We start from the raw sequence: 12,814 nt of genomic DNA on the forward strand, positions 1-12,814 counted from the left end.
ATAGAGATTCATACATGGGGCAGTTGTTACATTATGTAAATTAGCATAGCCCCCCGGGTTGTGCTAGGAAGATCTGAAAACCGCGAAAGGTATATTTACCGGGGTCTGGAGCCGGGTTTTGAGATGTAAATGCAGCTGGTAATGAGTCCTATTTCAGTGGGGAAAACCGCGCACGGAAGAACGTCCGGCAGGCCATCCACTTCTGCCAGCAAGGTATCGCCCGGGCGAGAGAGACGAATCTCCAGCAGGTCCACATAGCGGCCCATGAAAAGGGAAACGGCTTTGACCACCGACTCTTTGATGCTGAAGGCGACGCCGGCTGCAGGGAGGTCTGGATAAAGTGTCTGCAGCAGCGCCGCTTCATTGGGGTGCATGATCTGTTCGGCGAGATTGTCCGTGACCTGGTCGGGATCCTCAATCAGGTCCAGTCCGACGCCTCTCACGCCGTTTGCGGGGCAGACCATGGCGGCAGCGAGCGAGTGGTCGTGGGTGATGGAACCCACGACATTGGCAGGCCATAGCGGATTACCCAATTCGCCGCGAAGCACCGCGGTTGGAGGGGTGCCCGCCCGGTGCATCGCCAGCCTTGCCTGGTGGCGGCCAGAATAGAACTCCCGCTGCCGTTTTTCGCTGGCCCGTGCCATCAACTGCCGTTCCGCCGGGAAGTCCGATCCGGACTGCGTCAGGCCACCGGCGGAAAAATACACCGGGATGCGGGTAAATGCTCGCAAACGTTTTTCAATGGCTATATTTTGAGGACAGATATGGAATGTCATGAATTTTTCCCGGAGACGCAACGGCCTTGAAAACTCTACGGCGGTGGGCACGTGTATTCAAGCGACGACTGAACCGCCTGATTGAGGTGAAGTCGGGGATTCTGCTGGCACAGCCTGCCAATGGCTCGTCGCAGCCGGGTTCGGGGCATGAAGGCGGCGGCGAAGTAATTCGCAGAACCAACCGGTATCGGACGGATCTGCCGTGGTCGGAACAGGAGTTTCTTCGCCGTACCGGTAATGGCAATGCCCTGTACGAGCTGTTCATTCAGGAGCAGCCAGTGTGTTATGGCTGGGTCGCGGAGTCCGGCACGCGGGTGGGCGTGTTGCACGACCTCAGGCTGGTGGTCCCTCACTGTGGTTTCTACATCTGGGATTGCGCAACGGACCCGGCTTTCCGCGGCCGGGGGTGTTTCCGCACACTGCTCACCGGGATCATCCATGGCGGATACCCGGATGCCACGCTGGCGCTGGTGGCCGTGGATACCGGGAACGGCGCATCACGCCAGGCTCTGGCCAAGGCGGGCTTTCAGCGAGAGTTTTCTTACCTGAGCGCCCGCATTCTGAACCGCAGCCTCTTCAGCCTGGCTTGGCGCAATGGAAAAATAGTCGCTGCGCAACGGGAATTTGATCGTCTGGGAGATGAATTTCCGCAAGTTTGACGGTTCTTCCGTCATGGGTGAAAACTCTTATTCTGCAGGGCCTGACGATGCTTGCAGCTTTTTCGTCCATGACATATTGTTAACGTTAAACTGACCATTGGATGTAAAAGCAGGAGCAGTCTTTTACACGGGCAGAATCGGACGCAATAAATCGTTGAAAAAGGAATTCACGATGAGCCTATTTGATCTTTCCGGCCCGGAAACCATCGAAACGGTCCCTTTTCCGACTCGAGAAGACGGGTTGGCTCCCTACCTTCGCCGCCGTCAGCCGGTGCTGCTCAGCGGCATCCGGGAGGCTTTGCCGTTCACCCGGGAATGGAACTACGACTATTTCCGCAACGCCTTGAAATCCATACGAATCCAGCGCAAGTCCGCCGACGGGATTTTTCACTACCTTGGCTTTGAGCGCATACCGATAACGGATTTCGACGATGTCATGGAAACGACCCATGACGGTTATGCACTGGAGCCGTTGCGGGGGCGGGGGGTTTCAGAGGACCTGCCGTCATCCATCGCGGTCAACCTCCCGGCGTTCGTGCCGGAATCGGGGTTCCGTGTGTCTAACCTGTACATCGGCCCAGGCCAGAATAAATCGTTGCTGCACTACGACGAGACGCACAGCCTGCTGATGATGCTGGAAGGGCGCAAACGCTTCATCCTGTTCTCCCCGGACCAGAGCGACTGCATGTATGCCTACAGCCCCTTCAGTCTGCGGGCGCTGCTGGAGAACCGGGTGGTTGATAGCCGCGTCGATTGTCAGCACCCGGACTTTGCACAACACCCGAAATTACGAAAGGCGCAGGGCATCACCGGTTGGCTGGAAGAAGGGCAGGCATTGTTCATCCCGGCCGGGACCTGGCACTTCATTGAAGCCGAGGGCAGGAATGTATCGGTCAATTATTTCTGGCTGCAGAATCGGGTGTCTGACTGGATGCAACAACCCCTGCTGAACTTCTGGATCAAGCGGCGAGCCATTGATGTGCTGGATCAGCTTCGCAAAGTGAAGCACAAACTGTCGGCGGCGTAAGGACAGAAACGCCGGGGTTCGCGGGGTAACGGTGCGTTAATGACAGGGGCCTACACAGGAGTGAACCATGGTTATGGTGTTCAAGGACAGAATTGACTGCAAACAACTGGATTCCAGTGCTTTCACGGTGAGGCATGGTCTTGAGGAGCATCCGTCGCTTCAGCTGGAGGCGCTCGCGCAAATGCACTTCCTCAAGCTAACCCCGGTTAGCCGGTATGAGCGGCGAGATCGAACTAAAGCCAACTTCTGGAAAGTGATCAATAAAAGCAGAAACCTGCAGCGCAAATCGCTTTAAAGCCTTGGCAAAAATACTCAATGCCTTCATCGAAACCCGGGAACGTTAACGACTGTGGAACTTAGAGTAATTAGAACACTGGATGAGTTCTGCAACATGCAATCCCAGTGGGATGAGTTAATTGGGGTACTGGATCCGGTTCCGGTTCCGCTCTCTCACGCGTGGCTGAGTTCCTGGCTGAATGCCTTTGCTGCCAGAGAGCAGATGGAATTCCGATGTGTTTTCCACAACGAGCGACTGGTTGGCGTAGCCCCCCTCCTGAGAGGCCGGGAAAGTTACCGCGGTATCCCGGTAACGTTGCTGAAGCTGGCTGCCAACGGCCACAGTCCGTACTCAATGGTGGTTGTTCACCCGCAGCTGAGTGCAGACCAGAAGCGCCGCGCCCTTGAGCTGCTGACCCGTGTGGAACCGAATGAAGTCGGCCTGTTCTTCAAGATCCCCAGGCACAGTGAGTTGCGGGCGTTTCTGCTGGATCAGAGCGGGTTAGGGCATGAGTATGTCGGCGAGAAGCCGAGCCTGCTCACCCCGGTGATTCCCATCAACGGTGACTGGCAGGCATTTTTCGGTGCCAGACCCAAAAAACTGAAACGGAGCCTGCGGCACAAGCTCAATCGCTATCATGCAGACGGCGGCTTCCAGGTTGATCAGGAAGTGATTACCTCATCCGACCAGCCGGTGATCGACGAGTTGGTCACCATCTCCGCCAATAGCTGGAAAGCGGGCATTGGTAACGACCTTAAATCCAATGATCGAAGCCGCCAGTTCCTTCTGCGCCTGACCGAAACCTTCGGCAACTCCGGACGACTAAGCGCCTGGATTATGCGCCGGGCCGGGCAGCCGGTCGCCTTCGAGTTGCACCTTGCCGATGGCGGCGTGGTTTATCCGATCCGGGCGGATTACGATCAGTCCTTCAAAGCCTTCTCGCCAGGTTCGGTATTGGAGTACACCGTGCTCAAGCATCTGTTTGATAGCCAGTCGGCACGTCAGTACTACACCTGCGCTGACGATTACTGGTACCTGAGCAACTGGACCTCCGAGTACGCCGAGTTCTGCACGATCGAGGTGTTTGGCAGCAGCGCGGCATTGAGAGCGCTCTATTATCTGGAATACCGGGTTATTCCTGTTGTGAAACGACTGCTTGGCAAGAAACCGCGCACACACAGGGCGGCCTGACCCCCTACCGGAGAAACCATCCATGCGAACGCTGGTTATAGTCAGCCAGGATAAATCGGACATCTTTTTTGCCAATCAGTTGGCGAAGTCTCTTGATGTGGTCGGCATTGTGGTCGAGAACCAGATCCCACCGCGGGACCGATCCTCACTGGCAAAAAAATCACTCAAATACCTGTCACAGCCGGGCGTCTTTGTCCGCAAAGTATTCGAGGTGTTGGACAGGCGCCTTATCGACAAGCATCAGGATTACAATCGCCCGGAAAACAGCCTGGATTTCGGAGAGGAGGGGCGGGCCCTGAACACCGCCTACGATCTGCCTGTGCTTCACACCAGGGGTGTCAACGGGATCAACGATCCAGAAAACGTTGAGTGGATTCGTCGGCTGCAGCCACAGGTCATCGCCGTATGCGGCGCGTCCATTTTGCGGGCAGAATTGCTCGGCATTCCGCCGTACGGGGTGCTCAACCTGCATGGAGGCCTCGCTCAGTTCTATCGTGGCCTGTTTACCACCGATTGGGCCATCCACAACGCCGAACCGGAGTGCGTCGGGGCAACGGTTCATTTTGTGTCGCAGGGGGTTGATGACGGCGACGTGGTCTATCAGGGGCGTCCGGTCATTGAGCCTGGTGATCAGCCCAACAGCCTTTACGAGAAAGTCGTGCGGCTGGGGGTGCAGATGATGATCCGGGCGATCATCGATCTCGAACGTTCAATGAGCCGCCCCGTGAAGCTCGAAACCAAGGGGCGCCTTTATCTCAACCGTATGTTTGATACCGGCGCGAAACGGCGCACCTGGCGCCAGATCCGAAATGGCGTGATTGCCGATTATCTGGACAACCGGTCAGAAAGAGACGCCCGAATAGAAGCGGCATTGATCAATGATTTCAATGCGGTGGCCCAGCCAAGGGGACATTTGGCCACCGCTGACTAGCGCTCCACCCCCGCCAGGAAACGGGTAAATGTTGCACGTTGTTTCGTACAGCCGTCGGTTTCGGGCGTCTTGCAATAGCTTGCCAGCGCCCAGAGTGCGCCCCGATTGTCACCGCCGATTTTTTTCAACGCCCCGGTAATTTTTGCTTCGAGTCGGGAGTCGGTCAAAGACGAACCGATGTCATACCAGGACCAGAGAATAACCGAGACGCCGTCGGCGCGTCGTTCAATGATGGTCTCGTTGACCCGCGGGGGGCTGATGTCAAAAGACGCCGGTAGCTCCCGTTTACGTGTTGAGATGAGGCGCCAGTCGGAACGGTCGAAGAGCTCATTGCCATAGAAGATCAGCTCCTTGTTCTGGGTCTGCCGACGGTACCCGGTAATTTGCAGTTGGAGCTGCTGGAGATCCCCAGACACGTAGACTCCGCTGAGATCGATGTCTGGTTTCTGATAGTCCGGTCGCCAGATGTTGGCGTGCGGGAGTGGACCCCGCCAGTCCGGCGCCGGGGAGGGGAGGATGGGATTCCAGGCATGCGCCAGGCGATCGGTTCGCGCTTCGACGGCTAAGGGGATCAGCGCTGGCCACAGGATCAGTACAGAGGCGGCAATCGGCCAGATCCATGAGGCCCCTTTGCCATGGTCGTCAGCGCGAGGGCTGGTCTCGGAAGACGGTTGAGAAGTTCCGATCGCCGAGCCCACCTCCAGTTTTCCGGCGATAAAAAACAGGGGAATAAGTGTCACCAGCAGGAAAACGATCCAGCCAAACAGTTCGTGGTCCTCGACCAGAGACGTTTCCATATTGGTGTAGTGACCGGCCGCGATAATGCCGAACACCCGCAGCCAGTTCGCAACCATCGACAGCAATCCGGCAATGACCACCAACAGCGCCGTTCGAGGGAACGAGCGGTAATAAAGCTGACCGTAAAAGCTGCCCAGAAACAGGGCCACCATCAGATAGCGGACACCGCTGCAGCCGTTCTCCACCAGAAAGGTGCCCACCTCAAGCTCAATGTAGAACTCTCTGATGGTGGCTTCGATATCGGCGAGGTTCAGAAAAAAAGTGTTAAAGAAGACGGTAATGTGTTGCAGCAGGGGCGAGAAATCGTCCCAGAAGGGGGCCGCGAAAAGCAGAAGCAGGATTGGGCCGCCGGCGGTGGTTACAAAGCCTTTCCCCCAGATAGACCATCCCCAGAACAGAATGAGAAACGGCACCAGAATCAGCCTGATAAAGCGAATGTCTGCGGCCTGGGCAAACAGCAGTAATGCGCTGGCCCCGGTCAGCAGAAACAGGGCTATGCCCGAGCCGGTTATGGTCAGCCCGGCCAGGGCATCCCGCCTGAGATAGAGCAGATAGAGGACGCCGGCCAGCACCAGATAACCGTGGGTGTAAATGATGGAGTCGTACCATAGCTGGAAAAAGTCCCGCCACTCCGCCCACAGCGCCAGAACAAGAACCGGGATGGCCAGTAGCCACAGGTATTGGTGCGATGATCGGGAGGCCACGCTCATACCGTTTCACTCAACCCTGGTTAGCGAACTGTTCCAGCAGGCGTTTTGCCTCCGTGCTCTTGCCGACACTGCGATACGCCTCCGCCAGGTGGAGTGCTATTTCTTCCGATTCCGGCTGAAGCTGGTGGGCTTTTTCGAGAATCGGAACGCTCTCCTGATGTTTACCGGACTTCAGCATGATCCAGCCATAAGTGTCTGCCACGGCGGCGTTATCCGGACTGAGCTGATAGGCTTTCTGAGCCAGAGCAATGGCGCGATCGTCGCCTTCCTGATGGTAGAGCCAAGCCAGGTTGTTCAGCACTACGACGTTGTCAGGCATTGCCACAAGCAGCTGTTCGTAGCTGGCCTTGGCACGGTCCTGCTTGCCATGAGACTGCTGCAGCACTGCCAGCGCGAGCCGAAGCGGAACATGGTCGGGATGGCGTTCGATGACGGCTTCCAGAAAGGCGAGGGCGTCACCGTCGCGACCGGCGCGCTGGAGATTCCCGGCGTAGCCATTGGCGATCTCGGCGTTCGCTTCCTTCTCGTAAGCGAGCTGGTACAGCTCTGCGGCCTGATTGAAATCTTCCCGCTTCTCAAAGTACCGCGCTTCAACAATATACGGCGTCGGTGAATCCGGGTGTAGCTTCTTGGCCTCCTGAAGCAGTCGGCGAGCGGCGTTGGGGTTGTTATCGGCGAAGGCAACCGCCGCGGCCTGCAGGGTGATGTCCTCGTTCTCAGCAAACAGGGCTCTGGCGCGCTCCAGTACCTCAGCCGCCCGCTCTTGATCGCCGTTCTGTCGCAGGCGAGCCGCTACCGAATTGTAGAGTACGGCCACCAGTGGTTCGGCCCTTGCCGGTGTCGCCTCGTCTTCGCGTTCAAGTAATGCAGCGGTCAGTTCATCAGCCTGCTGACTGTCGCCCTCAACCAGAGCACCCTCCAGCAGCACCAGTTTCGGGCCGGTGGCATCGGGTTGGGCATCGAGTATGTCCCGCATGATGCTGCGTAACGTGGGCTCGTCCGTGACCTCCGCCAGACCTTGAAGTGCCTGCCGGTTGTCCGGTGCCAATTCTACCGCTTTGCGAAAGTGGCTACGGGCTTCGTCGGCGTTCTGACGGGTCCGTGCCAGATTGCCCAGGGCGATTTCCGGGGAAGCCTGTTCCGGCGCCCGATCCCGTGCCTTTTCAAAATAGCTCCGTGCACGTTCGGGATTGCCGGTTCTGGCGGCAATATTTCCGCGCGCAATCAGCGGAGTGGCACTGTCGGGTTGCGCCTTGATCCAGGCCTCTGCCGTCACGATGGCCTGCTGGGTGCTGCCGGCCGACATCTGCGCCTCAATGGTGACGATTCGGGCCTGATCGCCCAGATTGCTGTCCTGTGGTACCTGCCGCGCCTGGTCGATCGCCTTGCTGTATTCACCCCGCTGCATCAGGTAACCGGCGTATCGCAGTCTCAGGGCATGATTGTCGGGAGCAAGGGCCAGCGCTTTTTCAATGAGCGGCTCACCCGTGGCCAGATCACCGGCACTCAGCGAAGCGATGCCCACCAGCGCCAGAATTTCCGGATCAGTGTCTTTGTCAGACAGGTTGGACAAGATATTTCGGGCTTCCTGCGGATCCTTCATTTGAATGCGCGCGGCGGCCAGCAACTTGCTGGCGGCTTCCGAGTCACCCAGTTCGGCAATCGGGCGAAGCAGACGCTCGGCTTCGCCGATACGACCCTGGCGGAAGCGGATCATTCCAAGCATCAGTGAGCTTTGCTCATGATTCGGCACCTGGGCCAATACCTCCTCGAGGTAATTGGCGGCCTCCTCCAGGTTTCCTGCGTCGTAGGCTTCCCGTGCCGCAGTGAGATTGCTTTTGATGGTGCCAGGCGCGGATTTTGCCAGTATTTCCTCATAAACGAAGGCTTCCGCGGATTTACCCTGCGCCCGCAACACCCGGATCAGGGCCGAAATGGTTTCGTACTTCCGGTAGGTCATGATGTCGTACTGGCCGATGTCTTCCAGCGCACGAACATAGGCTTCCTCGGCGACGGGCCAGTTCTCCGCGTTATGGGCCAGTTGCGCTTTCCAGAGCCAGAGTTCGGCGTTCTGCGGATCGATCTGCTCCGCCTCGGCCAGGTATTCCTTGACCTGTTCGGAATCGCCGGAGGCATGGGCGACGCGCGAAAGCCCGACCAGGGGTAGGGCGGAATCGCCCAACTGCGAGCGGGCTTCCGAATACGCCTTTTGGGCGTCGTCGAGGCGATCGGCGACCAGCAGAATTCGCCCCTTCAGGAGGCTGCGCTCTGCCAACATTGCCGGGTCGTCTGTCTGCATGGACTCAAGAGCGGCAAGCGCATCCGCGGTGCGCCCCTGCAGCAGGCTGGCCTCGGCGCGAATAATGGAAGCCCGGCTTTGGGACTCAATATCCATGCTGCCTTCGGGAATCGACTCTTCCAGCCAGTCCAGCTGCCGTTCGGCATTCCGTGCATCGCCGGCTTTCAGCAGGTTATTGATGATCACGAAGTAGGCTTCAGGGCTTTGCGGTTGCAACTCGATGGCGCTGCGTGCCTCTATGGTGCTGGCCTTCAGTTCTCCCTGTCGCTGTAAGAACCGTGACTGATCAAGATGACTGAGGTATTTGATCTCTTGCTCGCTCAGGTCATTGTCGCTGTTGCCGCAGCCGGTGACGGCCATGCCAATCGCAATGGAGAGAAGGGTTGCACGTACTACTGAAACTGCTGTCATGGCCCTGTTCCTATTCCTTATCCTTCAGGCTTCTAATGGACATCCTGGTGATACGTCACACGCTTGACGTAGTGTGCGACGTTTCGATCCGGTACTTGTCTGTCAGGTTGTAGAGCGTAGGGCGGGTTACACCCAGTAATCGCGACGCCTGCGCCATATTGAAATTACAGCTTTGCAGCGCCTGCATGATGGCCTGGCGTTCAGCTGCCTCCCGAACCTGGCGAAGATTGAGCTGACTTTCGTGCAGCTCGGCCCCCTGTTGCAGTTCAAGGTCAGAAGCGGTCACCCGTTTGCCATCAGCCATGATGGTGGCGCGCTTAACCTTGTTGATCATCTCGCGGACGTTGCCCGGCCAGTTGTACTGGCTGATGGCGCAGATGGCGTCTTCGGTGAAAGACAGTCCAGCACGGTCCATCTGCTTGCCGAGGGATTTCAACAGCGATTGCGCGATCACCAGGGCGTCACCGTCGCGATCCCGCAACGGCGGCACATCGAGCGTGATCTCACTGATCCGGTAGTACAAATCTTCGCGGAATTCCCCGTTATCAATCAGTTGCCGCACGTCACGATGGGTGGCGCACACCACACGCACGTCCACCGGGATCGGGCTCACCGAGCCGACCCGATCGATCACCCGCTCCTGCAGAAAGCGAAGGAGCTTGGCCTGGAGGGGCATGGGCATGTCGCCGATCTCGTCCAGAAAAAGCGTGCCACCGTTGGCGTGTTCGATTTTTCCTTTCTTACTCTGGGTGGCTCCGGTAAAGGACCCCTTCTCGAAACCGAACAGTTCGCTTTCAAGCAGGTTTTCCGGAATGGCAGCGCAGTTGATGGCAGCGAAGGGTTTGGCAGCGCGATGGCTCATGTCGTGGAGGGCGCGGGCGAGCAGCTCCTTGCCCGTCCCGGTCTCCCCGGTGATCAGAGTGGTCACGTCGGTGGGGGCAACCTTTTCAAGAGTGCGGCAGATAGAGAGCATCTGCGGGCTGGCTGCAACAATGCCCTTGATGCTGGTGCCGTTGCGATGCTGGGCCAGCTCACGGTTCTCTTTTTCCAGTTCCGCCAGCCGGAATGCCCGATTGACCACGAAGGTGAGGATTTCAGCATCCAGTGGTTTCTGGTAGAAATCGCAGGCCCCCATGCCTATGGCTTTGACCGCGTTGTCCTTGTCTTCCCGGCCGGTAACCACAATCACTTTGGTCTGGGGCGACAGACGCAGAATTTCCTCAAGCAGATGAAAGCCTTCCGAGGCACCGCCCGGATCTGGCGGCAGGCCGAGATCCAGCGTAATAACATCAGGTTCGGTGCGGCGCAGGCTGGTCAGGGCCGTTTCGCGGTCTGCCGCAACCGTCACCTCCAGATCTTCGCTGAAACACCAGCGCATCTGGCTTTGCAGGCCGGGGTCATCCTCTACAATTAACAGTCGTCTACTCACAACAGTTCAAGTCCCTTTCTGTCTATGACTGTGTTGACGCGTTCTTGCTCAATCCCTTTCACTACTGATTCTTAACCGAAGATTGACGCTTTGCAATGCTTCGTTGCTTTGAATTTACAAAATGACAATTATTTGGCGGATTGCCTGGGCGCCACCACCTCAATTGAGGGTTTATCTGCGCTTTCCGGTGCGTCTTGCTGATCTTCGGTCGACGTCAGTGGAAAGCGTATCGAGAAACAGGAGCCAACCCCGGGCTCGCTGGTCACGTCGATATTACCGCCGACCTTACGCACGTATTCCCGCGCCTGATAAGCGCCGATCCCCATGCCGGTTAACCCCTTGGTGCTTTCAAAGGGTTTGAACAACTGAGTGCTGATGTAGTCCTCCGTCATGCCGGCCCCGGTGTCGTGAATGAACAGCACGACGTGATCCCGAGCGTTTTTCAGTGTCAGTGTGATTTCCCCCGAGCGCGGTGTTGCGTCCTGGGCGTTCTGGATCAGGTGGCCGAGTACGCTCCGCAGCTGTTCCGGATCGGCCTCAATGTTCGCCGGTTCGGGTGTGCCCAGAAGGCGTGGTGCGGGCTGGCGGCGGCCGTAATGCTCCACAAGTTCGGTTACCACCGCGAGCAGATCGAGGACTTCCACGGTGTCGTTGTCCTCCGCTGGTTTGCGGATGTGGTCAACCAGGTTTGCCATTTTGCGAACCGCGTGATCCGTGGTGTGGATCATGTCGTCGATGAACGCGGGATTATCGCGGTGCCTCGGGGCGTTCTTGACCAGCAGCGACAATTGCGCGATCAGCGTTTTCAGATCGTGGACCATGAACGCCGATGCCTTGCTGACCGCCTCGAACTGCATCGCGCGGGACAGCCGGTTCTGGGCATCGGCCTGAGCAAGGAGGTTGCAGGTCTGGCGGGCGACCACTTTGATCAGGTCGAAGTTTTCCCAGTTCAGTTCCACCGGTGCGTAGGGGTTGCCGATCAGGGCTATGCCGTAAAGATCGTTGCCCAAATATAGTGGGATGATGAGCCAGCCGTCAGGAATCCGGCTGATGGCATCCGGAATCTCCAGCAGGTTGTAGTGAACGGGGTCGGTGCGGTACTCGTGAAGATCGATAATCCATTCCCGGTCTCGGAAGAACCGGCTTAATTCGCTGTCGCCATCAATACTGGTGAACCGTGGGGTGCTGATGTTGATGGACGTTTTAAGCACGTATGAGCCTTGTTCATCGCGAATCCAGAGCGCGCCGGCGTTGCTTTCCACCAAACCGGAAAGCATGCGCACCACCCGTTCGGGCACCGGCGGCGCGTCGCCGAGGTTGGCCAGCTCCCGGGTCATTTTCAGCCACTCTTCCCGGTAATCGTATTTGTAATCGAAGAAGTTCTGGCTGATGAACACCATGAGCCGGGAACGAACCCGCCGTGAGGTCAGCAGGGTGACGAGGAAGGTGAGGGCAACGGTCAGGAAAAGTACCTGCAGCGCCTCGCCCCAGGCGCCCCCGAGTGCGCGGACATAATAGCCGCCGACCGCCAGGAACAGCAGGTAGGCGCCAGCGAACAGGAAGGTGCCGGCGTGGAAAACCGCCGACCGGGACAGCTGGAAGTCCACCGGCTGTTTCCGGGTGTTGATGGTATTGATGGCGAACAAGGGCACCAGGGCCGCGTTGACCAGGCCGCGAGCGTTCCAGAAGGACTCGGATACCTGGCCGAAAAGCAGGGCGTCGGCGTACATGAAGAAATCGAACACGAACATCGCCGCAATGCCAATGCAGATATATTTCATACTGGAGCGCCCGAACGACACGGAGTTGCGCCAGATCTGTTCCACCAGCGACAACCCCATCAGCGACAGCGCCATCTGGCCAACCACTTTGGTTTTGCCGTTCATCAGGTCGAGGCCGAAGGCGTACTCAAGAATGCCGAAGCCCAACAGGAAGACGAGCAGGGTTACGGTGGCAACAGCAAGCATTCGCCGCAGGCGCCCGACAATGGCAGTGGAGCGGAAGGAATCCCGCAGCAGGGCGAAAAGCAGGGTGATCCAGGCGGCGTCCCTGAGCAGTTCAAGCAGGTAGCGGATAAAGAAAGAGGGGTGGCCCCAGACCGTCTGGGATGCCAGTGCAACGGCCCAGATAACGGATACCACGCAGGCGAGCAGCAGCACACGGTCTACATCCCGCCGCAGGTAGCGCGTGGCCACCAGCAAACCGAGCAGCGCAAAGGAAATGGCTGCCGCGGAGTGGCTGATAAAGCTGAAACCGTTCAACATGCCGCGCGTCCTGCGTAGTCTTTATTCAGTCCCTGACGCCCT

The 12,814-nt window shown here is 58.0% G+C and carries 10 protein-coding genes; 5 read left to right on the forward strand and 5 right to left on the reverse strand.

Features of this window, described 5'->3' with window-relative positions; all coding sequences use genetic code 11:
• Positions 1 to 95: 95 nt before the first annotated feature.
• Positions 96 to 776: a 4'-phosphopantetheinyl transferase family protein gene (locus DYI22_RS00480; RefSeq protein WP_213476070.1), complete on the reverse strand. Its 681-nt coding sequence runs from the start codon at positions 774 to 776 to the stop codon at positions 96 to 98.
• 26 nt (positions 777 to 802) lie between these two features.
• On the opposite strand from DYI22_RS00480, the gene DYI22_RS00485 reads away from it, so the two are divergent.
• From DYI22_RS00485 to DYI22_RS00505, 5 genes are all read left to right on the forward strand, one after another.
• Entirely contained in the window at positions 803 to 1,435 is a 633-nt protein-coding gene (locus DYI22_RS00485) for a hypothetical protein (protein WP_213476071.1), read from the forward strand.
• 172 nt (positions 1,436 to 1,607) lie between these two features.
• Positions 1,608 to 2,462 carry a cupin-like domain-containing protein gene (locus DYI22_RS00490; protein ID WP_213476072.1) on the forward strand — a complete coding sequence of 285 codons (855 nt, stop codon included), beginning with the start codon at positions 1,608 to 1,610 and terminating at the stop codon, positions 2,460 to 2,462.
• Positions 2,463 to 2,529: 67 nt separating this feature from the next.
• Positions 2,530 to 2,757 carry a hypothetical protein gene (locus tag DYI22_RS00495; protein WP_213476073.1) on the forward strand — a complete coding sequence of 76 codons (228 nt, stop codon included), beginning with the start codon at positions 2,530 to 2,532 and terminating at the stop codon, positions 2,755 to 2,757.
• Positions 2,758 to 2,853: 96 nt separating this feature from the next.
• Entirely contained in the window at positions 2,854 to 3,930 is a 1,077-nt protein-coding gene (locus DYI22_RS00500) for a GNAT family N-acetyltransferase (RefSeq protein WP_213476074.1), read from the forward strand.
• Positions 3,931 to 3,952: 22 nt separating this feature from the next.
• Positions 3,953 to 4,861: a formyl transferase gene (locus DYI22_RS00505; RefSeq protein WP_213476075.1), complete on the forward strand. Its 909-nt coding sequence runs from the start codon at positions 3,953 to 3,955 to the stop codon at positions 4,859 to 4,861.
• Here the strand turns inward: DYI22_RS00505 and xrtA are convergent.
• The 4 genes from xrtA to prsK form a co-directional block, all read right to left on the reverse strand.
• Positions 4,858 to 6,369: an exosortase A gene (gene xrtA, locus DYI22_RS00510; RefSeq protein WP_213476076.1), complete on the reverse strand. Its 1,512-nt coding sequence runs from the start codon at positions 6,367 to 6,369 to the stop codon at positions 4,858 to 4,860. The two genes, DYI22_RS00505 and xrtA, sit on opposite strands and share 4 nt — an antisense overlap.
• 10 nt (positions 6,370 to 6,379) lie before the next feature.
• Positions 6,380 to 9,079 (reverse strand): tetratricopeptide repeat protein, encoded by a 2,700-nt coding sequence (locus tag DYI22_RS00515; RefSeq protein WP_213476077.1) that lies wholly within the window; start codon positions 9,077 to 9,079, stop codon positions 6,380 to 6,382.
• A gap of 55 nt (positions 9,080 to 9,134) precedes the next feature.
• Positions 9,135 to 10,508 carry a PEP-CTERM-box response regulator transcription factor gene (gene prsR, locus DYI22_RS00520; RefSeq protein WP_213476078.1) on the reverse strand — a complete coding sequence of 458 codons (1,374 nt, stop codon included), beginning with the start codon at positions 10,506 to 10,508 and terminating at the stop codon, positions 9,135 to 9,137.
• A gap of 128 nt (positions 10,509 to 10,636) precedes the next feature.
• On the reverse strand, positions 10,637 to 12,772 hold the full coding sequence (gene prsK / locus DYI22_RS00525) for an XrtA/PEP-CTERM system histidine kinase PrsK (protein ID WP_213476079.1): 2,136 nt from the start codon (positions 12,770 to 12,772) through the stop codon (positions 10,637 to 10,639).
• Between the last annotated feature and the right edge of the window lie 42 nt (positions 12,773 to 12,814).

Source organism: Marinobacter lipolyticus, from assembly GCF_018424605.1.
GTDB classification, from domain to species: Bacteria; Pseudomonadota; Gammaproteobacteria; order Pseudomonadales; family Oleiphilaceae; genus Marinobacter; species Marinobacter lipolyticus_B.

Coding starts and splice junctions, on each gene's coding strand:
- DYI22_RS00505 (WP_213476075.1), top strand. CDS start 3,953: ATGCGAACGCTGGTTATAGTCAGCCAGGATAAATCGGACATCTTTTTT.
- xrtA (WP_213476076.1), bottom strand. CDS start 6,369: ATGAGCGTGGCCTCCCGATCATCGCACCAATACCTGTGGCTACTGGCC.
- DYI22_RS00490 (WP_213476072.1), top strand. CDS start 1,608: ATGAGCCTATTTGATCTTTCCGGCCCGGAAACCATCGAAACGGTCCCT.
- DYI22_RS00515 (WP_213476077.1), bottom strand. CDS start 9,079: ATGACAGCAGTTTCAGTAGTACGTGCAACCCTTCTCTCCATTGCGATT.
- DYI22_RS00495 (WP_213476073.1), top strand. CDS start 2,530: ATGGTTATGGTGTTCAAGGACAGAATTGACTGCAAACAACTGGATTCC.
- DYI22_RS00480 (WP_213476070.1), bottom strand. CDS start 776: ATGACATTCCATATCTGTCCTCAAAATATAGCCATTGAAAAACGTTTG.
- prsK (WP_213476079.1), bottom strand. CDS start 12,772: ATGTTGAACGGTTTCAGCTTTATCAGCCACTCCGCGGCAGCCATTTCC.
- DYI22_RS00500 (WP_213476074.1), top strand. CDS start 2,854: ATGCAATCCCAGTGGGATGAGTTAATTGGGGTACTGGATCCGGTTCCG.